The 23,181-nt window shown below is 72.4% G+C and carries 22 protein-coding genes; 11 read left to right on the forward strand and 11 right to left on the reverse strand.

Annotated elements, in window-relative coordinates:
* Nucleotides 1–170: 170 nt before the first annotated feature.
* Nucleotides 171–836 (reverse strand): MerR family transcriptional regulator, encoded by a 666-nt coding sequence (locus tag KUM38_RS23950; RefSeq protein ID WP_217131489.1) that lies wholly within the window; start codon nt 834–836, stop codon nt 171–173.
* A gap of 86 nt (nt 837–922) precedes the next feature.
* On the opposite strand from KUM38_RS23950, the gene KUM38_RS23955 reads away from it, so the two are divergent.
* A complete protein-coding gene (locus KUM38_RS23955) occupies nt 923–1,351 on the forward strand; it encodes a DUF3291 domain-containing protein (protein ID WP_217131490.1) in 429 nt (142 codons plus the stop codon).
* A gap of 82 nt (nt 1,352–1,433) precedes the next feature.
* Nucleotides 1,434–4,454, forward strand: coding sequence for a glycoside hydrolase family 38 C-terminal domain-containing protein (locus KUM38_RS23960; RefSeq protein ID WP_217131491.1), 3,021 nt, complete (start codon nt 1,434–1,436; stop codon nt 4,452–4,454).
* Between the two features lie 5 nt (nt 4,455–4,459).
* Here the strand turns inward: KUM38_RS23960 and KUM38_RS23965 are convergent, their stop codons facing one another.
* Nucleotides 4,460–5,161 (reverse strand): FadR/GntR family transcriptional regulator, encoded by a 702-nt coding sequence (locus tag KUM38_RS23965; RefSeq protein WP_217131492.1) that lies wholly within the window; start codon nt 5,159–5,161, stop codon nt 4,460–4,462.
* Between the two features lie 180 nt (nt 5,162–5,341).
* On the opposite strand from KUM38_RS23965, the gene KUM38_RS23970 reads away from it, so the two are divergent.
* The 4 genes from KUM38_RS23970 to KUM38_RS23985 are packed head-to-tail and all read left to right on the forward strand — an operon-like array spanning nt 5,342 to nt 9,250.
* Nucleotides 5,342–6,688: an enolase C-terminal domain-like protein gene (locus KUM38_RS23970; protein ID WP_217131493.1), complete on the forward strand. Its 1,347-nt coding sequence runs from the start codon at nt 5,342–5,344 to the stop codon at nt 6,686–6,688.
* Nucleotides 6,685–7,440 (forward strand): SDR family NAD(P)-dependent oxidoreductase, encoded by a 756-nt coding sequence (locus KUM38_RS23975; RefSeq protein WP_217131494.1) that lies wholly within the window; start codon nt 6,685–6,687, stop codon nt 7,438–7,440. The genes KUM38_RS23970 and KUM38_RS23975 overlap by 4 nt, the downstream gene beginning before the upstream one ends.
* Nucleotides 7,437–8,414, forward strand: a complete 978-nt coding sequence (locus KUM38_RS23980) for an aldo/keto reductase (protein WP_217131495.1) — start codon at nt 7,437–7,439, stop codon at nt 8,412–8,414. The genes KUM38_RS23975 and KUM38_RS23980 overlap by 4 nt, the downstream gene beginning before the upstream one ends.
* Nucleotides 8,411–9,250 (forward strand): amidohydrolase, encoded by an 840-nt coding sequence (locus tag KUM38_RS23985; protein ID WP_217131496.1) that lies wholly within the window; start codon nt 8,411–8,413, stop codon nt 9,248–9,250. Before KUM38_RS23980 ends, KUM38_RS23985 begins: the two co-directional genes overlap by 4 nt.
* Here KUM38_RS23985 and KUM38_RS23990 read toward each other — a convergent pair.
* Nucleotides 9,238–10,659, reverse strand: coding sequence for a lipase maturation factor family protein (locus KUM38_RS23990; RefSeq protein WP_217131514.1), 1,422 nt, complete (start codon nt 10,657–10,659; stop codon nt 9,238–9,240). The two genes, KUM38_RS23985 and KUM38_RS23990, sit on opposite strands and share 13 nt — an antisense overlap.
* Before the next feature lie 144 nt (nt 10,660–10,803).
* Between KUM38_RS23990 and KUM38_RS23995 the strand changes: the two genes are divergently transcribed.
* Nucleotides 10,804–12,900, forward strand: a complete 2,097-nt coding sequence (locus tag KUM38_RS23995; RefSeq protein WP_217131497.1) for a SpoIIE family protein phosphatase — start codon at nt 10,804–10,806, stop codon at nt 12,898–12,900.
* Between the two features lie 39 nt (nt 12,901–12,939).
* Here KUM38_RS23995 and KUM38_RS24000 read toward each other — a convergent pair whose 3' ends face one another.
* From KUM38_RS24000 to KUM38_RS24010, 3 genes are all read right to left on the reverse strand, one after another.
* Nucleotides 12,940–13,593, reverse strand: coding sequence for a zf-HC2 domain-containing protein (locus KUM38_RS24000; RefSeq protein WP_217131498.1), 654 nt, complete (start codon nt 13,591–13,593; stop codon nt 12,940–12,942).
* A gap of 151 nt (nt 13,594–13,744) precedes the next feature.
* Nucleotides 13,745–14,266: a hypothetical protein gene (locus KUM38_RS24005; protein ID WP_217131499.1), complete on the reverse strand. Its 522-nt coding sequence runs from the start codon at nt 14,264–14,266 to the stop codon at nt 13,745–13,747.
* Between the two features lie 136 nt (nt 14,267–14,402).
* A complete protein-coding gene (locus KUM38_RS24010) occupies nt 14,403–14,948 on the reverse strand; it encodes a sigma-70 family RNA polymerase sigma factor (protein WP_217131500.1) in 546 nt (181 codons plus the stop codon).
* A gap of 211 nt (nt 14,949–15,159) precedes the next feature.
* On the opposite strand from KUM38_RS24010, the gene KUM38_RS24015 reads away from it, so the two are divergent.
* On the forward strand, nt 15,160–16,314 hold the full coding sequence (locus KUM38_RS24015; RefSeq protein WP_217131501.1) for a CapA family protein: 1,155 nt from the start codon (nt 15,160–15,162) through the stop codon (nt 16,312–16,314).
* 6 nt (nt 16,315–16,320) lie between these two features.
* On the opposite strand, the gene KUM38_RS24020 is transcribed toward KUM38_RS24015, so the two are convergent.
* Nucleotides 16,321–16,794: a MarR family winged helix-turn-helix transcriptional regulator gene (locus KUM38_RS24020; RefSeq protein WP_217131502.1), complete on the reverse strand. Its 474-nt coding sequence runs from the start codon at nt 16,792–16,794 to the stop codon at nt 16,321–16,323.
* A 57-nt stretch (nt 16,795–16,851) separates the two neighbouring features.
* Between KUM38_RS24020 and KUM38_RS24025 the strand changes: the two genes are divergently transcribed.
* The gene (locus tag KUM38_RS24025) at nt 16,852–17,667 is read left to right on the forward strand and encodes an alpha/beta fold hydrolase (protein WP_217131503.1); all 816 of its coding nucleotides are present in this window, start codon (nt 16,852–16,854) and stop codon (nt 17,665–17,667) included.
* Here KUM38_RS24025 and KUM38_RS24030 read toward each other — a convergent pair.
* Together KUM38_RS24030 and KUM38_RS24035 are read right to left on the reverse strand one after the other, a co-directional pair.
* Nucleotides 17,664–19,085, reverse strand: a complete 1,422-nt coding sequence (locus tag KUM38_RS24030; protein WP_217131504.1) for an amino acid permease — start codon at nt 19,083–19,085, stop codon at nt 17,664–17,666. The genes KUM38_RS24025 and KUM38_RS24030 overlap by 4 nt on opposite strands.
* 107 nt (nt 19,086–19,192) lie before the next feature.
* Nucleotides 19,193–19,654 (reverse strand): universal stress protein, encoded by a 462-nt coding sequence (locus tag KUM38_RS24035; RefSeq protein ID WP_217131505.1) that lies wholly within the window; start codon nt 19,652–19,654, stop codon nt 19,193–19,195.
* A 146-nt stretch (nt 19,655–19,800) separates the two neighbouring features.
* Here KUM38_RS24035 and KUM38_RS24040 point away from each other — a divergent pair, with 146 nt between their 5' ends.
* Nucleotides 19,801–20,640 carry a polysaccharide deacetylase family protein gene (locus KUM38_RS24040; protein WP_217131506.1) on the forward strand — a complete coding sequence of 280 codons (840 nt, stop codon included), beginning with the start codon at nt 19,801–19,803 and terminating at the stop codon, nt 20,638–20,640.
* A gap of 27 nt (nt 20,641–20,667) precedes the next feature.
* On the opposite strand, the gene KUM38_RS24045 is transcribed toward KUM38_RS24040, so the two are convergent.
* Entirely contained in the window at nt 20,668–21,336 is a 669-nt protein-coding gene (locus tag KUM38_RS24045) for a class F sortase (RefSeq protein WP_217131507.1), read from the reverse strand.
* Nucleotides 21,337–21,670: 334 nt separating this feature from the next.
* Here KUM38_RS24045 and KUM38_RS24050 point away from each other — a divergent pair, with 334 nt between their 5' ends.
* Entirely contained in the window at nt 21,671–22,168 is a 498-nt protein-coding gene (locus KUM38_RS24050; RefSeq protein WP_217131508.1) for a hypothetical protein, read from the forward strand.
* A 102-nt stretch (nt 22,169–22,270) separates the two neighbouring features.
* Here KUM38_RS24050 and KUM38_RS24055 read toward each other — a convergent pair whose 3' ends face one another.
* The gene (locus KUM38_RS24055) at nt 22,271–23,035 is read right to left on the reverse strand and encodes a DUF4239 domain-containing protein (protein ID WP_254397661.1); all 765 of its coding nucleotides are present in this window, start codon (nt 23,033–23,035) and stop codon (nt 22,271–22,273) included.
* Between the last annotated feature and the right edge of the window lie 146 nt (nt 23,036–23,181).

Consider the following 23,181-nt stretch of genomic DNA (forward strand, 5'->3'; position numbering starts at 1 on the left):
CGGGAACACGGAGAGGAAAGGCGGGCCACGGCCTCGCGCGAGCGGGGGCGCGCCCCGCACCGGCCTCACACCGAGGCCGGGAGCGCCTTGCGTGCATGGCCTACGGCCGACCCGGCAGTCACCCGCCCGACCCTAGACCCTCGCGGCCGGTCGCCGCAACGCCGTTCCGGTCAGGCCGAGTTGTGCTCGTCCCCGCCGTGGCGTGCGGTCGACTCGTTCTCCTGGGCGAGCCGGCGCAGGGCCATCAGCGCCGGTTCCAGGAGGAAGGTCAGCAGCACCGCCCGCTCGGCCTTCTCCATCGGGTCCGCGACCGTCTCCAGGCGGTCGAGGTCGTGCCGGGCCGTCCGTTCCGCGAGCTCGGCGTAGGGGAGGAGCGCCTCCCAGTCGTACTCGATGTCCAGTGAGCGCAGGGTCCGCAGCGTCTCGTCGATGGTCTGCCGGGCCGGGTTGTGCTCGGAGACCGTCCAGCCCATCGCGTCGACCAGGGCGGCGGCCTCGGGGTTCGCCCCGGCGGGGGCCTCGCCCTCGCCCTCGCCCTCGGCCGCGTCCGGCGTGCCGTCGTCGGACGGCCGGATGCCGAAGGCGATGCCGAGCAGTCGGTGCAGGTCGGTCCGGTGTTCGGCCATGGCGTCCAGGACGTGCTTGGCCGAGGCGACGGACAGGCCCCGCACCCCCGTCAGCGCGCGGATCAGGCGGAGTCTTCTGAGATGGGTCTCGTCGTACTCGGCCTGGGTCGCCGCGGTGGCCCGGCCGGGCGGCAGCAGCCCTTCGCGCAGGTAGTACTTGATCGTCGCGTTGGGCACCCCGCTGCGGCGGCTGAGCTCCGAGATTCTCATGTTCTTCCCCTCTCCCTCTGGAAATTGGGTAGTGGCACTGTCTAATCTGGATAGTGCCACTCACCAATTATGGAGGCGAGACTACCGTGCCTACTCTCCCCTGGGTCACGCCGCACCAGGCGGGCCCCGACACCACCCACGCCTTCGTCATGGCCTCCCGCTTCGAGGTGCGGTCGCTGAAGGACGTCCCCCGCTTCTTCTGGAAGTCCCTCTCCGCCTGGGGCCAGGTCCGCAAGGCACCCGGCGCCCTCGGCGCCTCCCTGGAGGCCAGGCCGTTCGGCAGGGTCTTCTACACGCTGTCCGCGTGGGAGAGCCGGGACACGCTCTACGCCTACGCCCGGACCGAACCGCACAAGAGCGTCATGACCGGCCTGCGCGCGACGATGCGCGACTCGACGTTCACCTTCTGGGAGGTGCCCGTCGACGGGCTGCCGGTCGACTGGGACGACGCCAAGCGCCGCCTCGAGGCCCAGGCGCGGGCCGGCGCCCCGGACGGGCACGGCACCGCCCACTGAACGGCGGCCTGGTTCGAACGGGTGCGCGCCGGGGGAGTGGTACCCCTGGTGACCACCCGTTCTCACCCATGGAGCGCCCCGCATGCATGACGACCGCACCCTGGTCGAAGCCCGCCTCGAGCGCGTCCTCGGCGAGCGCATCCGCCCCGCCGTGTACCCCGAGTCCGTGCCCCTCGAGGTCGCGGTGTGGCACGCCCCCGGCGAACCCGTCCCCGTCGCCGAGGGCCTCGCGGCCGAACCCGAACCCGTCGAGGTGGGCGCACGCTGGGGCGCGCCCTGGGGCACCAGCTGGTTCCGGGTCACCGGGACCGTGCCCGAGGCGTGGGCCGGGCGGACCGTGGAGGCGGTCCTCGACCTCGGCTTCGACGAGAACATGCCCGGCTTCCAGTGCGAGGGCCTGGTCTACCGGCCCGACGGCACTCCCGTGAAGGGCCTCAATCCCCGCAACCAGTGGGTGCGCGTCGGCGCGCCCGCCGAGGGCGGGGAGGAGGTGCGCCTGCACATCGAGGCCGCCTCCAACCCCGTCATCCTGGGCTACCGCCCCTTCGTCCCCACCCCGCTCGGCGACAAGGAGACCGCGGGCGGCGCACCGCAGTACACCCTCGCCCGCATGGATCTCGCCGTGTTCGACGAGAACGTGTGGCAGCTGGTGATCGACCTCGAGGTGCTCGGCGAGCTGATGGCCGAGCTGCCGGCCGACGCGCCCCGCCGCTTCGAGATCCTGCGGGCGGTGGACGAGGCGCTGGACGCCGTCGACCTCCAGGACGTGAACGGCACGGCGGAGTGGGCCCGTTCGCGCCTCACCGAGGTGCTGTCAGCCCCCGCCGTCCCCTCCGCGCACCGGATCAGCGCCGTCGGTCACGCGCACATCGACTCGGCGTGGCTGTGGCCGCTGCGCGAGACCGTGCGCAAGGTCGCCCGTACGACCGCCGGCATGACCGCCCTGCTCGACGACGAACCCGAGTTCGTGTTCGCCATGTCGCAGGCCCAGCAGTGGGCGTGGGTGAAGGAGCACCGGCCCGAGGTGTGGGCACGGGTGAAGGAGGCGGTGGCCGGCGGGCGGTTCGTGCCGGCCGGCGGCATGTGGGTGGAATCGGACACCAACATGCCCGGCTCGGAGGCGATGGCCCGGCAGTTCGTGCACGGCAAGCGGTTCTTCCTCGACGAGTTCGGCATCGAGAACGACGAGGCGTGGCTGCCGGACACCTTCGGCTTCGCCGCCGGACTGCCGCAGATCATCAAGGCGGCGGGCTCCCGTTACCTGCTGACGCAGAAGATCTCCTGGTCCCGGACGAACAAGTTCCCCCACCACACCTTCCGCTGGGAGGGCATCGACGGCACCCGGATCTTCACCCACTTCCCGCCCGTCGACACCTACAACTGCTCCATGAGGGGCGCCGAGATCGCCCACGCCGTCCGCAACTTCAAGGACAAGGGCGCGGCCCGCCACTCCCTCGCGCCCACCGGGTGGGGCGACGGGGGCGGCGGCACCACCCGCGAGATGGTCGCCAAGGCGGCCCGGCTGCGGGACCTGGAGGGCTCGGCGACGGTGACCTGGGAGACACCGTCCGCGTTCTTCGCGAAGGCCGAGGCCGAGTACCCCGAACCGCCCGTCTGGGTCGGCGAGCTGTACCTCGAACTGCACCGCGCCACCCTCACCAGCCAGGCCGGCACCAAACAGGGCAACCGCCGCAGCGAGCACCTGCTGCGCGAGGCCGAACTGTGGGCGGCCACGGCCGCCGTGCGCACCGGATTCCCCTACCCCCACGAGGAGTTGGACCGGATCTGGAAGACGGTGCTGCTGCACCAGTTCCACGACATCCTGCCCGGCTCCTCCATCGCCTGGGTGCACCGCGAGGCCCGCGCCACCTACGCGCGGATCGCCGCGGAACTGAACGGCGTCATCGACTCCGCCCAGCGCGCCCTGGCCGGTGAGGGCACGGTCCCGCTGGTCTTCAACGCCGCCCCGCACACCCGCGCGGGTGTCCCGGCGGGCGGCGCGCGGCCGGCGGACCTCGAGGGCCGTACGACCCTCGACGCGCGCCCAGGAGGCGGACACGTCCTCGACAACGGTCTGCTCCGGATCGGGATCGACGCCCGCGGCCTCGTGGTCTCCGTCCACGACGTCGAGGCCGACCGCGAGACCATCGCCCCCGGCCGGGCGGGCAACCTGCTCCAGCTCCACCCGGACCTGCCGAACATGTGGGACGCCTGGGACGTCGACGCGTTCTACCGCAACACGGTCACCGATCTGACCGGCGCGGACGAGGTCACCGCCGGTCCGGACGGCGCCTCGGTGCGGATCGTCCGCTCCTTCGGCGGCTCCCGGGTCGTCCAGGTGCTGACGCTGCCGCCGGGGGAGCGGCGGCTCGTGGTGGACACCGAGGTCGACTGGCACGAGACGGAGAAGTTCCTCAAGCTCGCCTTCCCGCTCGACCTGCACGCCGAACGCTACGCGTCCGAGACGCAGTTCGGGCACTTCTTCCGGCCCACCCACACCAACACCTCATGGGAGGCCGCCAAGTTCGAGGCGTGCAACCACCGCTTCGTCCACCTTCAGGAGCCGGACTGGGGCGTGGCGGTCGTCAACGACTCGACGTACGGCCACGACGTGACGCGCACGGTCCGCACCGACGGCGACGGCGGCACGACCACCACGGTCCGCGTCTCCCTGCTGCGCGCCCCGCGTTTCCCCGACCCCGAGACCGACCAGGGCGTGCACCGCTTCCGGCACGCGCTGGTGCCGGGCGCCTCCCTCGGCGACGCGGTGCGCGAGGGCTGGCGGATCAATCTGCCCGAGCGGCGGCTCACCGGGGCCGGCGAGGTCGCCCCGCTGGTGACGGCCGACCGGGACGCGGTCGTGATCACGGCGGTCAAACTGGCCGACGACGGCAGCGGCGACGTCGTCGTCCGCTTCCACGAGGCCCACGGTGCCCGTGCCCGCGCCACGCTCACCACCGGTTTCGCGACCACCGGCGTCGAGGTGACCGACCTGCTGGAACGCCCGCTCGCGGAGACTCAGGCGCCCCCGCTCGACGGCGACCGGATCACCGTACGCCTGCGCCCCTTCCAGCTGATGACGCTGCGGCTGAAGCGGGCCTGACCGGCTCAGCCCCGCAACCGGGTGCGCAGCCACTCCTCCACCGCGCCCACGTGCGCGGACGCCGCCGCCCGTGCCGCCTCCGGGTCGCGGGCGGCCAGGGCGCGGTGGATCGCGGCGTGTTCGCGCCGGGTGCGGGCGAAGGCGCCCTCCTCCTGGTAGCCGCGCCAGACCCGGGCCCGGAAGGTGCGCGAGGACAGGCCCTCCAGCATCGCGGCCATCGTCTCGTTGCCGGCGGCCGCCGCGATCTCGCGGTGGAAGGCCAGGTCGTGGGCGAGGATCTCCTCCGGATCGTCGGTGGCGTTCATCGCCGCCAGGTGCTTCTCCACCTCGGCCAGCCGGTCCGCGGTGATCCGCGCGGCGGCCAGCGCGGTCGCCGTCGACTCCAGGACGCGGCGCACCTCCAGCAGCTCGACCAGGCGCGGCCCCCGGGACAGATCGGCCACCACCCCGAACGTCTCCAGCAGGTCCCCGGCCTCCAGCCGGGTGACGTAGATGCCCGAGCCGTGCCGGGCCTCGACCACGCCCAGCACCGTGAGCGCGCGGATCGCCTCCCGCATCGAACTGCGGGAGATGCCCAGCCGGGCGGCGAGATCCCGCTCGGTGGGCAGCCGCTCACCGGGCTCCAGTTCACCTTCGCGGATCATCGCCGTGATCCGCTCGATGGCGCGCTGCGTCACCGTGCCCTTCTGCGGGGCCGTCTCCTCCACGCCACTCCTCCACTCACCCGGTCCGCCGCAGTCTAACGACGAGAGTGGTCAGACCACTAGGGGCGAAAAAGCGCAAGATCCGTGCGTGGGGCTGTTCTGGCCGCCAAGTGGTCTGATAAGTATGCGGCCGTGCCCCGGACTGACGCCCTACCGTCCCCGTCGCCCACCGAAAGGTCCTCCGTGCCTCCGCGACCCGCCCGCATCACCGCCGTCGACACCTACGACATCCGGTTCCCCACCTCGCGCGAGCTCGACGGCTCCGACGCCATGAACCCCGACCCCGACTACTCGGCGGCCTACGTCGTCCTGCGCACCGACGCCGCCGACGGACACGAGGGGCACGGGTTCGCGTTCACCATCGGGCGGGGCAACGACGTCCAGGTCGCCGCGATCGAAGCGCTCCGCGGCCACCTCGTCGGACGGTCCGCCGACGAACTCTGCGCCGACCCCTCCGTGCTGAACCGCGCTCTGACCGGCGACAGCCAGCTGCGCTGGCTCGGACCCGAGAAGGGCGTGATGCACATGGCGATCGGGGCCGTCGTCAACGCGCTGTGGGACCTGGCCGCCAAACGCGCGGACAAGCCGCTGTGGCGACTGCTCGCCGAGGCCGACCCCGCGTGGCTGGTCCGCCAGATCGACTTCCGCCACCTCACCGACGCCCTCACCCCCGAAGAGGCCCTCACCCTCCTGCGCCGCGGCCGGGAGGGCGCCGAGGAGCGCACCGCCCTGCTGCTGGAGCGCGGCTACCCCGCCTACACCACCTCGCCCGGCTGGCTCGGCTACGACGACGGGAAACTCACCCGGCTCGCCGTACAGGCGGTCGCCGACGGCTTCCGCCAGATCAAGCTCAAGGTCGGCGCCGACCTCGACGACGACCTGAGGCGCTGCCGGGCCGCCCGCGCGGCCGTCGGACCGGACGTGCGCATCGCGATCGACGCCAACCAGCGCTGGGACGTGGACGAGGCGATCCGCTGGACCAAGGCCCTCGCCGCATTCGACCCGTACTGGATCGAGGAACCCACCAGCCCCGACGACATCCTCGGCCACGCCACGATCCGCCGCGCCGTCGCCCCGGTGAAGGTGGCCACCGGCGAACACGCGCAGAACAGGATCGTCTTCAAGCAGTTCCTCCAGGCCGGCGCCCTCGACATCGTCCAGATCGACGCCGCCCGGGTCGGCGGCGTCCCCGAGAACCTCGCCGTCCTGCTGCTCGCCGCCAAGTACGGCGTCCCCGTGTGCCCGCACGCCGGCGGGGTCGGCCTGTGCGAACTCGTCCAGCACCTGTCGATGTTCGACTACGTGGCCCTGACCGGCACCACCGAGGACCGGGTCATCGAGTACGTCGACCATCTGCACGACCACTTCCTCGACCCGGTGGTGATCCGCGACGGCCACTACACGGCACCCCTCGCGCCCGGCTTCTCCGCCGCCATGCGGCCCGAGTCCCTGGCGCGCTACACCTATCCCGACGGCGGCTTCTGGGCCGCCGACCCGGACACGCAGAAGGAGAAGGAGCGGACCGCATGAGTGACTTCGAGGGCCTGACGGCCCTGGTGACCGGCGGCGCCTCCGGCATCGGCCGGGCCACGGCGGACCTCCTCGCGGAGCGCGGCGCCACCGTGGCCGTACTCGATCTCGACCCCTCGACGGTCGGCGAACCCCTCACCGGACACCGCGCCGACGTCACCGACGACGCCTCGGTGCGTGCGGCGGTGGCCGCCGCCGTCGACGGCCTGGGCGGCCTCGACGTGCTGATCAACAACGCCGGCGTCGGCGCCCAGGGCACGGTGGAGGCCAACTCCGACGAGGAATGGCACCGCGTCTTCGACGTCAACGTCCTCGGCATGGTCCGCACCGCCCGCGCCTGCCTGCCGCACCTGCGTGCCTCCGCGCACGCCGCGATCGTCAACACCTGCTCCATCGCCGCCACCGCGGGCCTGCCCCAGCGGGCCCTGTACAGCGCCACCAAGGGCGCCGTGCACTCCCTCACCCTCGCCATGGCCGCCGACCACGTCCGCGAGGGCATCCGCGTCAACTGCGTCAACCCGGGCACCGTCGACACCCCCTGGATCGGCCGGCTGCTGAACGCGGCCGACGACCCGGCCGCCGAGCGTGCCGCCCTCGAGGCCCGCCAGCCCACCGGCCGCCTGGTCTCGGCCGCCGAGGTCGCCGGTGCCATCGCCTACCTGGCGAGCCCGCTGTCCGGCGCGACCACCGGCACGGCCCTCGCGGTCGACGGCGGCATGCAGGGACTGCGGCCGCGCCCGGAGAGCCGGTGAACCGGCGCCGGCTCGGCCGCAGCCGCGTCGAGGTCACCGCCCTGGCCTTCGGGGCCTCCGGCATCGGCAACCTGTACACCGAGGTCGGCGAGGAGGAGGCGTACGAGGCGGTACGGGCCGCCTGGCAGCGCGGCATCCGCTCCTTCGACACCGCCCCGCACTACGGCCTCGGCCTCGCCGAACGCCGCCTCGGCGCCGCCCTGCGCGAGCATCCGCGCGACGAGTTCACCGTGTCCACGAAGGTGGGCCGCCGCCTCGAACCCTCCCACGCCGGCGGCGACGACCTCGCCCACGGCTTCGCCGTCCCCGCCACCCACCGACGCGTCTGGGACTTCAGCGCCGACGGCGTACGCCGCACCCTGGAGGGGAGCCTGGAACGCCTCGGCCTGGACCGGGTCGACACCGTCTACCTCCACGATCCCGACGACCACGCCGAACAGGCCTTCCGCGAGGGCTACCCGGCCCTGGAGAGGCTCCGCGCGGAGGGCGTCGTCGGGGCGATCGGCGCCGGCATGAACCAGACCGCGATGCTCACCCGCTTCGTCCGCGACACCGACGTCGACGTCGTCCTGTGCGCCGGCCGCCACACCCTGCTCGACCACAGCGCCCTGACCGACCTGCTGCCCGCCGCCCTGGAACACGGCACCTCCGTCGTCGTCGGCGGCGCCTTCAACTCCGGCCTGCTCGCGGACCCGAGGCCGGGAGCGACGTACGACTACGCCCCGGCCCCCGCCGGGTTGCTGGACCGCGCCCTGCGGTTGAAGGAGGCCGCCGAGCGGCACGGCAGCACCCTGCGCGCCGCCGCCCTGGCCTACTGCGCCGCCCACCCGGCGGTCGCGAGCGTGCTGGTCGGCGCCCGCTCGGCCGCCGAGGTCCACGACTGCGCCGACCAGTTCGCGGCCCCGGTACCCACCGCCCTCTGGCGGGAACTGCGCGCCACCGGCCTGCTGCCGCCCGAGGAGGAGCTGCCGTGACCGTCGACGCGCACCACCACGTCTGGGACCTGTCCGTCCGCGACCAGGACTGGCTCACCGGCCCCGGACTCCGGCCGCTGCGGCGGAACTTCGGCCTGTCCGACCTCGCACCCGAGGCGAGCGCGGCCGGTGTCGACCGCACCGTCCTGGTGCAGACCGTCACGGTCCCCGAGGAGACCCCCGAGCTGCTGGCGCTCGCCGCGGCCCACGAGCTGGTCGCCGGGGTCGTCGGCTGGACCGACCTCACCCGCCCCGACGTCGCCGACGAGCTGGCCCGGCTGCGGGCGCTGCCCGGCGGGCGGTATCTGAAGGGCGTCCGCCACCAGGTGCAGGGCGAACCCGACCCCGGGTGGCTGCTGCGCCCGGACGTACGGCGCGGACTCGCCGCCGTGGCCGACGCCGGTCTGGTCTACGACCTCGTGGTCCTGCCGCACCAGCTGCCGGCCTGCGCGGCGGCGGCCGGCTCGTCGCCCCGGCTCACCTTCGTCCTGGACCACCTGGGCAAGCCGCCCGTCGCCTCGGGCGCGCTCGAACCCTGGGCGTCCGACGTCCGTGCCCTGGCGGCGCTGCCCAACACGGTGTGCAAGCTCTCCGGCCTGGTCACCGAGGCCGACCGGGCCTCCTGGACCGTCGACGACCTGCGCCCGTACGCCGACGTCGTACTGGACGCCTTCGGGCCCGGCCGCCTGATGTTCGGCTCGGACTGGCCGGTGTGCACCCTCGCGGCGGCGTACGGCGACGTCCTCGCCACCGCGCGGGCGCTGACCGGGAGCCTCGACGCCACCGAACGCCGTCAGCTCTTCGAGACCACCGCCACCCGCGTCTACGGTCTCTGAGCCGACCCCGTCAGCCGGGTCGGCGGCAGGAACTCCCGCACGTACGTCCGCTCCCAGCACGCGCCCGTCTCCCGCAGCTCCCGCCACGTCGTGTAGCGGTAGCGGAAGAGGCGGGCGCGGATGTGCCGGGGCGGCGCGTCCGGAGGGAACGGGGAGCGGCGCAGCAGCCTCAGCGTGTCCCGGTCGCCCTCCAGCAGACGCTCCACCAGCGCGCCGAACCACGGCCCCGCGTACGCGGGCGACAGCGCGGCGAACCACATCAGCCAGTCGAGCCGCAGATGGTACGGCGCGAACTGCCGCGGCCAGCGCCGCGGATCACCCGGCTTGCCCTTGAACTCGTACTCCCGCCAGCCGGAGTCCTTCCGGGGCACCTCGTCCGCCGTCCCCTCCACGACCACCTCGTACCGGATCCGGCTGACGCTGCCGAACGCCCCGTAGGTGTTGACCAGGTGCAGCGGGTCGAAGGAGCGGTTCATCACCTGGCGGCGGGAGAGCATGTTGCGGACCGGCCGGTAGGAGAGGCCGAGCAGCAGCGCGGACACCGCGAGGACGACCACCACGTACCACAGCGGCGCGTCGGACACCGCCGGCGGATCGGAGGGGAACGCGACCGCCGGCAGGGCCAGCACGATCGTGATCCAGTTCAGCCACGCGAAGTTGCCGGACAGCACCAGCCACAGCTGGGTGACGATCATCAGCGAGGCGGCCACCGAGGCCACCGGCTGCGGGGCGAACAGCAGGAACGGCACGACGAGCTGGGTGACGTGGTTCGCGGCCACCTCGGCGCGGTGCAGCGGCTTCGGCAGGTGGTGGAAGAACCAGCTCAGCGGCCCCGGCATCGGCTGGGTCTCGTGGTGGTGGTCCAGACAGGTCAGCTTCCGCCAGCACTCGTCGCCGCGCATCTTGATCAGCCCCGCGCCGAACTCCACCCGGAACAGGATCCACCGCAGCAGGAACAGCACCACGACCGGCGGCGCGACCTCGTCGTTGCCGAGGAACACGGCCAGGAAACCGACCTCGAGCAGCAGCGACTCCCAGCCGAACGAGTACCAGGTCTGCCCCACGTTGACGACCGACAGGTACAGCGCCCACGGCACCAGCCACAGCAGCATCCCGCCCCACAGCGGAAGCAGCGAGTCCAGCCCCGCCAGCAGCGCCGCCGACACCGCGCAGCCCGCCCAGGCGCACCCCGCGAAGAACCGGTCCGAGTAGTGCCGGTGGAACAGACTCGGTGACCTCCTGAACGGCACCCGCTCCACGAAACGCGGCACCGGCAGCATGCCCCGCTCCCCGATCAGCGCACGGAACTGGAGCGCCGCCGTCAGGAACGCGACCAGGTACAGCCCGGCCAGCGCCCGCTGGAAGACCAGCCGGCCCGTCCAGTACTCGGATGCGGTGAACCACTCCACGGCCGCGCTCCCTCCTGCCTCGTCCCACCAGGACATCCGTGACTCTCCGTATACCACCGGGCGGGCCGCGCAACCCACGGGCGAGAAGCGCGCGGCAGGCGCCCAGCGGTCGAAGAATCGGGTGAATCCTGGCAAGGTGGGCCCATGGCTGATCGGGGAGCGAACCCCCTGTCACTCCCGGACGACTGGCCGGACCACCCGGATCCGATCCTGGCGCTCAACCGCATGGGCAGCTTCGACTGGGACCTGGACGCCGGGGTGATGCAGATGGACGCCCAGGCGCACGAGATCTTCGACCTGCGCCCCGACGAATACGACGACCGGCCCGAGTCCCTGGGGAGCCGGGTCCCCTCGAGCGAAGCCCTGCGCCTGGACACCGTGGTGTCGCAGGCGCTGAAGGCGGGCAGCGAGAACTACGGCGCCTACTTCCGCCTCCGCCGCCGCGACGGCTCCCTGCGCTGGACCCACACCCAGGGTTACATCCGCCGGGACGAGAGCGGCCGGCCCCGCCGCATCATCGGCATCGTCCGGGACGCCACCCAGGAGCTCAGCGACAGCGAGGCCAGACGCGAACAGGCCGCCCAGGAGGACGACCGCCGCCGGCAGACCAACGTCGTCCAGCTCACCACCGCCGCCCTCGCCCACGCCCGCACCGTGCAGGACGTCATCGACGTCCTCAAGGACACCCACGGCCTCACCCATCTGGGTGCGACCAGTCTCGTGATGGGGCTGGTCGAGGCGGGCCGGATCCGGCTCATCGCGGAGGGACCCGAGGGCAGCCTCATACCGGGCACCGAGGTCACCGGGATCGAGGAGCCGTACCCGATGAGCGAGGCGGTGCGCACCCTCAGCCCGCGCTTCATCGACTCCCCGGAGGAGTTCGCCGAACGCTATCCGCGGCTGTGGCAGGGCCTCACCGGCCTGGACATCACCTCGGCGGCCTACCTGCCGCTGATCGTCCAGGCCCACCCCATCGGCGCGATGGGCCTGCTCTACAGCGACCGGCGCGGCTTCTCCGCGGAGGAGCGCAACATCCTCGTCGCCCTGGGCAGCAGCATCTCCCAGAGCCTGCAGCGCGCGATGTTCTACGAGCAGGAGATGGACCTCGCCCAGGGGCTGCAGCAGGCCATGCTGCCGCGCACCATCCCCAGCGTGCCCGGCGCCGACCTCGCCGTGCGCTACCGGGCCGCCACCATCGGCGGCTCCCTCGGCCGGGATATCGGAGGCGACTGGTACGACCTGATCCCGCTGCCGGGAGACCGGGTGGGCGCCGTCATCGGCGACGTCCAGGGCCACGACACGCACGCCGCCGCCGTCATGGGCCAGCTGCGCATCGTGCTGCGCGCCTACGCGGCCGAGGGGCACCCGCCGGCCACCGTGATGGCCCGCGCCTCCGTCTTCCTGGACGAGCTCGACACCGACCGCTCCGCGACCTGCCTCTACGCCGAGGCCGACCTGTCCACCGGCGTGCTCCAGGTGGTCCGGGCCGGCCACCTCGACCCGCTGGTGCGCCGCACCGACGGCTCCTGCCGGCGCGTCCCCGTCCCCGGCGGGCTGCCGCTCGGCCTGTCCGCGGAGTTCGGGCGGCTCGACTACCCGGTCGGCACGATGGAGCTCGACCCGGGCGACACCCTGCTGCTGTGCACCGACGGCCTGGTCGAGCAGCCCGGCGCCGACCTCGACGACGGCATGGAGAACCTCTCGGCGCTGATCGCCGCCGGTCCCGACGACGTACGCGCCCTCGCCGACCGGCTCATCGACCTGGCCGGGGAACGCGGCGGCGGCGACGACGTGGCGCTGCTCCTGCTGCGCCGCCGCGCCCTGGACAGCGCGCGGCCCGGCGGGCGGCTCAGGCAGCGGGTGACGCCCGGCGAACCGGAGGCGCTCGCCGAGGCCCGGCGCCTGATCCGCACGGCGGTGGGCTCCTGGGGCGCGGAGGACCGGGCCGACGAGATAGAGCTGGTCGCCGACGAGATGATCACCAACGTGCTGATGCACACCGAGGGCTCCGCGGTCGTCACCCTGCGGGTCCTCGACGGCACCGAGCGGCGCGTGCGGGTGGAGGTCGAGGACTCCTCCAGCGCCCTGCCGCGCCGTCGGGAGGCGGGCGAGTCGGGCGTCTCCGGACGGGGCCTGCTGCTGATCGAGACGCTCACGGACGTATGGGGCGTGGAGGCACGCGGCAGCGGCAAGTGCGTATGGAGCGAGTTCGTGATGGCGAAGGACCCCACCCCGGCCTGAGCCCGCGAGGGCGCCGCGCACCGTGCTGCCCGTGGGGCCTCACCGGGGCTTCAGCGTCACCAGGTTCTCGCCCTCCGCCGTACGCACCTCGTAGCGGGCGATGTCCTCGGGACGCATGGCGGAGCCGCCGAGCACCGTGTGGGGGCGGGCGTCGTGACGGGGCGCGCTCCAGCTGGTCGCCGTCTCCTCGGAGCCGTCCCGGCCGACCACCACCAGACGGCAGGTGCGAGGACCGGCACCGTCCTTGACCTCGATCTCCATGGCGCTGCCCCAGGCCTCGTCCTGAGTGGTCACCTGCGCCCACACCCCGGACCGTTCGTCGGTCGCCGCGACGCTCACGGCGCTCCCGCCGTCGTCCCGCGCCATCATCGCGACCGCCGGCGCGGACACCGCGACCACCACCGAGGCGGCCAGCGCCAGCAGCAGCCGGCGACGCCCCGCGCGGTTGCGGGCCGCCACCTGTGACAGCAGCCGGTCCAGCATCCTCGGGCCGGGCTCGGCCAGCGGGTGCACCAGCCGCGGGGTGGAACTCCGGTACAGCATCAACTGGCGTGCCGCAGGGCCGAATTCGGTCACCTGGACAGCGCACTGAGGGCACTCCATGAGGTGGTCCTCGAAGCGGAACGCATCCGCCTCGTCCAGCACGCCGAGCGCATAGGCGCCGACGTCGCGATGCCTCTCCAGGGACCTCATGCCGAATCCTCGTGCCGTTGGGTGCGGGTGGGGTTACTCCTTGCTCCCATCGGTACGCACCAGGCAGCCGAATCACTCAAGCCACGTGCCGAATCGTAACCAAGGGATTCGGAGCCGACCGGCCCGTGGATTGGTCGGATCGGCGAGGAACCTAAAAAAGATGGATGGCGAGGTGACCGAGCGGCAGTCCGAGCTGCCACGCCGGTGTCCACACCTTGGGTCCCTCGTCCTCACCGGTCACCGCGCCACCGCCCGGCACCGCGTTCAGGTCGGGCGCGAGCAGCTCCGTCTCCCGCAGCCAGCGCCAGGCCTCCCGGGCCAGCTCCAGGTCCGGGTCCGGCGTGTCCCGGCCGTCCGCGGCGGCGTCCGCGGACAGGTCCCGCAGGCGCCCCTGCACCCACTCCTGCCACGGCTGGTCGTACGCGGTCAGCGACAGCCAGGTCTCCAACTGGGTGACCACCCGGATGCCGGACAGCTCGCCGTCGGTGTCGGACAGGAACACGGTCAGCGCCAGCGCGTCCCGCCCCGCGCGGAACTCGAAGGACGTCGGCGGCATCAGATCGCCGCTGCGCAGCAGTTCGTCGGCGATGTACTCGGCGTAGAACCAGGCCATGGGGACGGTCAGTTCACCGTCGCCGGTGCCGTCCGTGCTCTCTCGACCTCTGTGCAGCATCCCTTCCTGCCTTCCTCCGGTGCGTGCGCGTCGCCCGAACCCGGGCCCCCGGTCCGGAACACGGATGAGGACAGCCGATTACTCAACCGGGGCGGTCGGCAAGGCGCTTTGCGAAGGCTTGACTCTGCCTTCGGTTTCACCGCATGTCGGAGGCGTATCCGGGAAGCACCCGGCGCAGGGCGCGCAGCGCGTAGTACGCGCGGGACTTCACGGTACCGGGTGGAATCCCGAGGGCCGTCGCGGCTTCCGCCACACTCGCCCCCTGGAAGTACACGAGCACCAGGACTTCACGGTGCTCCGGAGTGAGTGTCTTCACAGCCTCGCGGACATCGAGCGCGGCCGCGGCCCGCTCGGCGTGGTCGGAGATCACCCGGGCGTTCTCCAGCACGGCGTCCCCGACCTCGGCCGGCCGGGCCTGCCGGGCCCGTCGCGCGTCGATGGCGAGCCGTCGTCCCACGGTGAGCAGCCAGGGCCGTACGGAGTCGAAGTTCTCGGCGCGCAGGGCCTCGGGGTGCTGCCAGGCGCGCACGAGGGTCTCCTGGACCAGGTCCTCCGCGCGCTGCCGGTCCCCGTCACAGAGCCGGAGCAGCAGCGCGAAGAGGGGCCGGCCGTGCTCGCGCTGCAGTGCGGCGAGCTCGTGCTCGGCGGTCGTCCCGTTCATGAGTGTGATTCCGGCCGTCATGGCCGTATGGCAGCGCACGGCGCGACGCGGGGACAGGGCGCGCACAGGAGCGTGCGGCGGACGGTCGATCGCGTCGACGAACGGTTCGACGAACGGTCGGGGCGGGTGTTCGCGCACGCCGGACGGCCTAAAGGGCGTGTCGGAACGACGACGGGCGCAAGGCGACTTCTTACCTGTTTATCCATAAATACGACCACAACGGGGTGGAGTGATGATCACACGCAGTCGACAGGTGGCCCTGGTTCTGACCGTCGTCCTCGCTGCGGGCGCCGCCTGCCAGGCCCGCGACCACCGACCGCCGGAACCGGGGCGTCCGGCCCCTTCCGCCGCGGGGCCCCGCGGCTTCACCCTGGTCGCCTCGGGGGACGTACTGCCCCACGACTCGATCATCGAACGCGCCCGCTACGACGCGGGCGGCACCGGGTACGACTTCCGGCCGATGCTCTCCGGCGTCCGCTCCGTCGTCGACTCCGCCGATGTGGCGCTCTGCCACATGGAGACCGTGTACGGCACTGGTGGCGACTACACCGGCTACCCCCTCTTCAAATCCCCGCCCGAGGTGGCCCGCGGCCTCGCCGCCACCGGGTACGACGGCTGCTCCACCGCCTCCAACCACTCCCTGGACGACGGCGTGGACGGCATCCGCCGCACCCTGGACGCCCTCGACCGGGCCGGTGTGCGCCACGCCGGCTCGGCGCGCACCGAGCGGGAGGCCCGCACGGCGGCCGTGCTGCGCGCGGGCTCGGCGCGGGTCGCCCACCTCGCCTACACCCACGACACCAACGGCCTCCCGCTGCCGCCGGACGAGCCCTGGGCCGTCAACCTCGTCGACGAGGCGCGGATCGTCGCCGACGCACGGGCCGCCCGCCGGGCCGGAGCCGATGTCGTCGTGGTCTCGCTGCACTGGGGCACCGAATGGCAGGAGGCCCCCGACGAGCGGCAGACCGCCCTCGCCCGCTCGCTCACCGCCTCGGCCACCGGGGGCCGCCCCGACATCGACCTGATCCTCGGCACCCACGCCCATGTCCCGCAGGCCTACGAGAAGGTCAACGGCACCTGGGTGATCTACGGCATGGGTGACCAGATCGCCGGCGAGATGACCAACCACGAGGGTGTCCAGGACCCGCGCGGCAACCAGTCCACCCTGGGCCGCTTCACCTTCGCCCCGCCGAAGCGCCCCGGCGGGCGCTGGGAGGTGACCCGGGCCGAGTTCGTCCCGCAGTTCTTCGACGTGGACGCGGGCCGGGTCGTCAACCTCAACCGGGCGCTCGCCCGGGGCGCCGAGGTGCAGTCCGTGCGCGACCGGATCCGGAACGTGGTGCTGAGCCGGGGCGCGGCGCAGGACGGGTTGGTGATGGGGGAGTGAGGACCGTCAGTCGAGGTCGACGTGGTCGAGTGCCGTCAGCAGTTCGCCCAGCACCCGCAGGCAGGCCGTCACATCGGCGTCCGTGAGGCCGCCGCCGACCTTCCGCAGGAGCAGGTGTTCGCGCTCCAGGACGGCGGAGATCGCCGCGGCGCCCTTCTCGGTCGGGCGGATGAGCGACGACCGCCGGTGGGCGGGGTTCGGAACGGCCTCCACCAGGTCCTGTGCCGCGGCGTCGTTCACCATGCGCTGCACGAACTGGCGGCTGATCGCCTGTGCCCTGCCCATCTGGGGCACGGTCATCGGCCCGTTGCGGTGCAGCAGGGTCAGCACGGCACGTACGCCCACGGACAGGTCGTCGGCGGTCAGGCCCTGCTCCACACTGCGCTGGGCGCGCCGGTAGAGGGGGCCGACCAGGTCGTACACCTCGGTGAGGCGACGGCCGAGCTCGTCCGGGGGGAGGGGTGCGTCGATGTCTGTCACCTCACCATCATGACACCTAGGTTGCCAAACTCGGGTGAAGATGACACCTTGGTTGTCATGAATGGTGCCTCGGAACTGCGCTTCTTCCCCTCCGCCGACGGCGATCTCGCCTACCTCGACACCGGAACCGGCGACCCGGTGGTCCTGCTGCACTCCGGCTTCACCGACCACCGGGTCTTCGACGCCCAGATCCCGGCCCTGGCCGCCGAGTACCGGGTGATCGCACCGGACGTCCGCGGCCACGGCGCCTCGGCCAACGCCACCGCGCCGTTCCGCTGGGCCGACGACCTCGCCGGGCTGCTGCGCCACCTGGACGCCGGTCCGGCCGTGCTCGTCGGTGTGTCGATGGGCGGCGCCATTGCCACCGACACGGTGCTGGAGTACCCGGAGCTGGTGCGCGCGGTGGTGGCCTGTGGCGCCGCCACCAGCGACTTCCAGTACACCGACCCCTGGGTCCGCCAGGTGCAGGCCGAGCAGGCCGCGGCCCTGGGCGCGGGCGACGTGGAGGGCTGGCTCACCGCGTTCCTGCGCTACGTGCCCGGCGAACACCGCACCGCCGCCGACATCGACCCGGACATCCCGACCCGGCTGCGCGAGATGGCCCTGGGCACCCTCGCCAAGCACACCCCGGACGAGGAGGACCACCACGTGCCCATGACCGACACCTGGGCCCGCGTTCCGGGGATCGACGTTCCGGTCCTCACCGTCAACGGTGCCCTCGACGCCCCCGACCTGATCGCCGAGGCGGAACGGTTCGCCGGTACCGTCCGCAACGGCCGCTCCGTGCTCATCGACGGCACCGCGCACTACCCCAACATGGAGCGGCCCGAGGAGCTGAACAAGATCCTCCTGGACTTCCTCCGCTCCCTCTAATCCGGCTGACGGCGCGCCAGCTCCGAACGCCGGTAGGAGTAACCGAAGTAGACCACCAGACCGATCGCGAACCACACGGCGAACCGCGCCCAGGTCTGCCACTGCAGGAACGTGATCAGCCAGATGGAGAAGACCACACCCACCGCCGGCACCACCGGCATCCACGGCGTGCGGAAGGTGCGCGGCAGGTCGGGCTGCCGGTAGCGCAGCACGATCACCGCCGCGCACACCACCACGAACGCCAGCAGGATCCCGATGTTGGTCAGCTCGGCCGCCTCGCCGATCGGCAGGAACCCGGCGATGGCGGCCGATCCCACCCCGACGATCCAGGTGACCCGCGTGGGCACGTGCCGCGTCGGGTGGGTCTTGGCGAACCAGCGGGGCAGCAGCCCGTCCCGCGACATGGCGAACCAGACACGCGTCACGCCCAGCATGAACGTGAACATCACCGTGAGGATGCCGATGATGGCGCCCACCGCGATCACGTCCGCGAGTCCGCTCAGCCCCACCGCCTCGAACGCCGTGGAGAAGCCGCTCTCGGGGTCGATGTCCTTGTGGTCCTGCATGCCCGTCAGCACCAGACAGGCCGCCACGTACAGGACCATCGAGATCACCAGCGAGTAGATGATCGCCTTCGGCATGTGCCGCTGGGCGTCCTTGGACTCCTCGGCCGCCGTCGACATCGCGTCGTAGCCGAACACCGCGAAGAACACCGTCGCCGCACCGGTGAACGCGCCGCCGACCCCGTACGGGAAGAACGGGTCGTAGTTCGCCGTGTCGATGTGGAACACGCCGACCGCGATCACCAGCAGCACGACCAGCACCTTCAGCACCACGACCACCGTCTCGAACCGGGCCGCGTTCTTGATGCCCTGGTTCAGCAGGAAGGCGATGAGCAGGCACAGCAGCGCCGCGAACAGGTCGACGCGGTGACCGTCGCCGGTGCCGGGCGCGCCCAGCATCCAGTTCGGCAGGTCCGCGCCCATCGAGTCCACCAGGAAGCTGAAGTAGCCGGAGATGCCGATCGCGACCACCGCCACGATCGCGGTGTACTCCAGCAGCAGGTCCCAGCCGATGAACCAGCCGGCCAGCTCGCCGAGCACCGCGTACCCGTAGGTGTAGGCCGAGCCGGCCTTCGGGATCAGGCCCGCGAACTCCGCGTACGACAGCGCGGCGGCGGCGCTGGCGACACCGGCGATGAGGAACGAGAGCAGCACCGCGGGACCGGCCGTGCCGTTGGCGACCGTTCCCGCGAGGGTGAAGATGCCGGCGCCGATGATGCCGCCCACGCCGATCGCGGTGAGCTGCCACAGGCCGAGGGTGCGCTCCAGGCGGGTTCCCTCGCCGACTTCCGTCGCCTCGATGTGTTCGATGGGTTTGCGGCGGAGAATCCCCTCACCCATCCGGAGCCGGGCCATGCGCCTCACCTCTTCGCGATCTGCAAACGGCTGACGGCGGATCATGATGCCCCCGGCACGCCCCCGACAGAAGACACCACGCACACCGCGGGCACACCCGTACGGGATTACGGCACCACCGTCACCGGCCACCGCCCGGCCTTCACCAGCCGCACCGCGACCGAGCCGATGATCCGGTGTCCCGCCTGCTCCGAGGCGCCCACCACCACGGCGTCCGCCTTGAGGTCGTCGGCCGCCTTCACCAGTCCGTTGTAGGGGTCGCCGCGGAAGGTGTGGAACTCCCAGCGGATGTCGAAGATGCCCTTGACCCGCTCCATCGCGTCCCTGACCTGCGCCACCAGGTCCTCGGCTATCTCCTTGGTCGTGTCCGCCACCGGCGCGCCGAGCGCCGCTCCCGCGGCCAGCACCGGCTGCACGTACACGAGGGCGAGCAGCGCGCCCTGACGCCGGGCCAGACCGGAGGCGTACGCCGCCGCGCGCAGCGAGGAGTCGGAGCCGTCCACGCCGGCCACGATCACCTTCGGGCCGTCCGTGCCCCGTTCGAACCGATGGGACTGCTGTTCCGTCACGGCAGCGAGGCTATCGGAGTCCGGCGTCCCGGCCCCCACGCGTCCCTCGGTGCCCGTCGCCCCGCACTGCGCCGATCGGGTGAAGTCGTGCCGCCACACCGGTGTCGCTGAGGTGCGTCGGTCCTCGGCGGGGCGACTGATGAGTCATGCAGAATGATCAGTTGCCGACCCGGCGCCGGGCACTGCTCGCCGGTGCCGTCTCCCTGTGCGCCGCCGGTGCGGCCGCGGTGTTCGCGCCGGGCGCCGGGAAGCGTGCCGCGTCCACGCCGCCGCCGGCCGCCGGCGCCCGGGCGGCCCGCCGCCCGCTCCGGCCCTCCGAGTACCGGCTGAGGCCCCTGACCGGCTACGGCCCGCCGCGCGCCCCGCACGGCAAGACGCCGGTACGGCGCGAACCGCTGCTGAGCGTGCCCGGACACGGCCGCACCATGGTGCTGAGCTTCGACGACGGACCCGACCCCCGCTACACCCCGCACATCCTCGACACCCTGGCCCGGTACGGGGTGCGGGCGATGTTCTTCGTGTGCGGGGAGATGGCGGTCGGCAACCAGGACCTGCTGGCCCGGATGGCCGACGAGGGGCACGTGGTCGGCAACCACACCTGGACCCACCCCCTGCTCACCCGGCTGCGGCGCGCCCGGATCCGCTCCGAGATGGAACGCACCAGCGACGTCATCGAGAAGGCCTGCGGCGAGCGCCCCGAGTGGTTCCGCGCGCCCTACGGCGCCTGGAACCGCGCCGCCTTCCAGCTCGGCGCCGAGCTGGGCATGGAATCGCTGGCCTGGACGGTGGACACCCTCGACTGGACCGAGCCCGGCACCCGCACCATCGTCGAGCGGGTGGAGGACGGCGCCGCCCCCGGCGTCGTGGTGCTCTCGCACGACGCCGGGGGCGACCGCTCGCAGAGCGTGCGGGCCCTGCGCGCCTATCTGCCCGGACTGCTGGACTCCGGGTACCACGTGACCGTGCCCCGCCGGCAGTACGTCTGAGCGGGTCCCGTCCGGACGCGGGGCCGCTCAGCGGACCTCGGCCAGGCGGGCGAAGGCGACCACGTTCCCGTCGTAGCCGTTCTGCTGGGAGAAACCGCCACCGCAGGTGATGACCCGCAGTTCCGCGGTTCCCTTGGAGGCGTAGACCCGGTCGCCGGGGAAGTTGTTCTTCGCGAAGACCTCGATGCCGTAGATCTCGAACACGGCGGTCTTCCCGTCCTTGCGGGTGATCTCGACGCGGTTTCCCTTCTTCAGCGCCCCGAGCCCGTAGAACACGGCCGGTCCCTGCGCGTTGTCGACATGGCCGACGACGACCGCCGTGCCCTTCTCGCCCGGTGAGACGGCGCCGGTGAACCAGCCCGCCAGATTGGGGTCCTGGGGCGGCGGCGCGTCCACCCAGCCCTCCGCGTCCAGGCCCACCGGAATGACGGGTGCGTCCACCTGGATCCCCGGGATCACGACCCGGTCCGGGATCGCGTACGGCAGCGGTTGCACCGCCGCGGCCGTGGCGGGAGCGGGCATCCGGCTGTCGGCGGCGGCCGCGGCGGCCGGCTGCGGCGGGCCCTCGTCGAATTCCCCCGAACCGTTCCGGATGAGCGCGAGACCGGTGAGCAGAACCAGTGCTATCACGCCCCAGGGGGCGCGCTTTTTCCGCCGTGCCTCCCATTCGGCTTCGGCCGGCTCGAAAGCAGACATTCGCCTTCCCCTCTCGACACGGCCGTCGCCGTACCACTCGCGCATGAGGAAAACGCTAAATGCCGCGTGCGCAACCGGCGACGGGGCGGCGGCGAACGGGTGGCCCCGGCGCGGCCGGGTGCGCCATCCGAGGAGGTACCGGACGAAGATTTTCTGACGGTCCGTGACCTGCGGCGATATACCCTCTCGCGGTTTTCCGCGCGGGGTTCGCCTCACCGGTACGGACCATTCCCGAAATGCGGGCGTGCGCAGGGCATCTGAGGGTCTTTCCGGGAGACGCTTTCTCGCCGATCGACCGGGAACGGGACCCGGGGCGTCTTCCGCGGAGGAACACATGCGCAATCCACGTGCCCTGGCGGCCGCCGGCGCCGCGGTCGCCGTCCTCGGGGTCGCCGCCCCGGCGGCGGTCGCTGACGCCGGCCGGGTTCCCAGCCCGTCCAACATCGTCGCCCTGCCCAGCGTCATCGCCCGCGGGGGCCAGCTGACCATCACGGTCGACGGCTGCCCCAACGGCGGCACGGCGACCTCCAACGCCTTCCCCCGGACGGAACTGACGCCCATCAGCGGTGCCAACGACACCTCGAAGGGCGTCGCCACCATCGACGCCGACGCCCGTCCCGGTCCCTACGACATCACGGTCCACTGCTCCGGCCGGAGCCTGACCCGGCCGGCCGCCTTCACCGTCATCGGCGGGGTCCGCGGCGGTATCGGCGGCAGCAGCACCATCGGGGCGACCCCGACCGACATGGCCATCGGCGGGGCCCTGGTGACCGCCGCGGTCCTCGGCAGCGGTGTCTTCTGGATGCGCCGCCGCGCCGAGAAGCGGATCTGAACCGCTGTCCCCTTCGGGCCGCCGTTTCGCACGAGTTCGCACGCCGCTCGCCCCGGATCCCACGGGATCCGGGGCGGCGCTCTGCTCCTCCCGCGGGCGGTGTCAGCCCTCGATGTGCGGGAAGAGCCGCAGGAGCGGGTCCGTCGACGCGGCGAGGCCCCGGCCGTAGGGGGCGTCGAAGTCCCAGATGAGGAAGAGCAGGAAGGCGATCAGCGCGGAGAACAGCCCGGCGAGGACCATCTCCCGGGTGGTGCGCCGGATCTGCAGCGCGAAGATCATCCCGATGGTGATGGCGGCCCCGGAGATCAGCCCGAACCACACCACGCCCGGCATGATCTCCCCGGTCGACTCGGCCCGCGCGCTGCGCGCCTCGTCGGCGGCGGCCACCTGGTCCACGAGCGGCTGGTAGGCCTGCGCCTCGAAGTCCGTCCGCGGCTCGTAGTCGGTGACGTCCCGGCGGACCCGGTCGAGCAGTTCGGTGCCGCGCTCGGTGACCCGGCCCTCGTCGGCCATGGTCTGCCACTCGGTGGTGACGACGTGTCCGACATAGGCGTTGACATCGTCCCGGATGCGGTCGCGCACCTCCGCGGGGTAGACCCGTACCCGCTCGGTGATCTCGTGCAGTGCCACCGCCTCCGCCCGTACGTGCTCCTGGGCGGCGCTGCGTCCCTCCCAGACGCCGGCGATGGCGAGACCCAGGACGATGGCGTACACCACGCCGATCCACATCGTCATGTACTCGATGACGTCCGGGGTCTCGCTGGGATCCTCGTCGTCGGCCGCCCTGCGGTGCCGTACGAGGGTGATGACCACCACGACGACACAGGCGGCGAGCATCGCGAGGGTGAGAACAAGCCATTCCGACAAGAGGTGCCTCCAGAAGGGGTCGGATCGGTCCGGGCCTCAGCGCGGACGCAGCGCGGCGACGGCGACCACGGCGGGTGTCGTGATGAGCAGGACGAAGGTGAGCGGCGACGTGGCGCCGCCGGAGGGCCGCCGGACCGGGGCCGCTC

Origin of the sequence: Streptomyces sp. AC558_RSS880, assembly GCF_019049255.1 — a bacterium.
GTDB lineage: Bacteria > Actinomycetota > Actinomycetes > Streptomycetales > Streptomycetaceae > Streptomyces.

Bases quoted from the DNA above. Each gene is read 5' to 3' on its own strand.
- KUM38_RS24030 (WP_217131504.1), bottom strand. From the start codon at position 19,085: ATGGCCCGGCTCCGGATGGGTGAGGGGATTCTCCGCCGCAAACCCATC.
- KUM38_RS24040 (WP_217131506.1), top strand. From the start codon at position 19,801: ATGCAGAATGATCAGTTGCCGACCCGGCGCCGGGCACTGCTCGCCGGT.
- KUM38_RS24000 (WP_217131498.1), bottom strand. From the start codon at position 13,593: ATGAGGTCCCTGGAGAGGCATCGCGACGTCGGCGCCTATGCGCTCGGC.
- KUM38_RS24005 (WP_217131499.1), bottom strand. From the start codon at position 14,266: ATGCTGCACAGAGGTCGAGAGAGCACGGACGGCACCGGCGACGGTGAA.
- KUM38_RS23975 (WP_217131494.1), top strand. From the start codon at position 6,685: ATGAGTGACTTCGAGGGCCTGACGGCCCTGGTGACCGGCGGCGCCTCC.
- KUM38_RS24015 (WP_217131501.1), top strand. From the start codon at position 15,160: ATGATCACACGCAGTCGACAGGTGGCCCTGGTTCTGACCGTCGTCCTC.
- KUM38_RS24045 (WP_217131507.1), bottom strand. From the start codon at position 21,336: ATGTCTGCTTTCGAGCCGGCCGAAGCCGAATGGGAGGCACGGCGGAAA.
- KUM38_RS24010 (WP_217131500.1), bottom strand. From the start codon at position 14,948: ATGACGGCCGGAATCACACTCATGAACGGGACGACCGCCGAGCACGAG.
- KUM38_RS23995 (WP_217131497.1), top strand. From the start codon at position 10,804: ATGGCTGATCGGGGAGCGAACCCCCTGTCACTCCCGGACGACTGGCCG.
- KUM38_RS24050 (WP_217131508.1), top strand. From the start codon at position 21,671: ATGCGCAATCCACGTGCCCTGGCGGCCGCCGGCGCCGCGGTCGCCGTC.
- KUM38_RS24025 (WP_217131503.1), top strand. From the start codon at position 16,852: ATGAATGGTGCCTCGGAACTGCGCTTCTTCCCCTCCGCCGACGGCGAT.
- KUM38_RS23960 (WP_217131491.1), top strand. From the start codon at position 1,434: ATGCATGACGACCGCACCCTGGTCGAAGCCCGCCTCGAGCGCGTCCTC.
- KUM38_RS23950 (WP_217131489.1), bottom strand. From the start codon at position 836: ATGAGAATCTCGGAGCTCAGCCGCCGCAGCGGGGTGCCCAACGCGACG.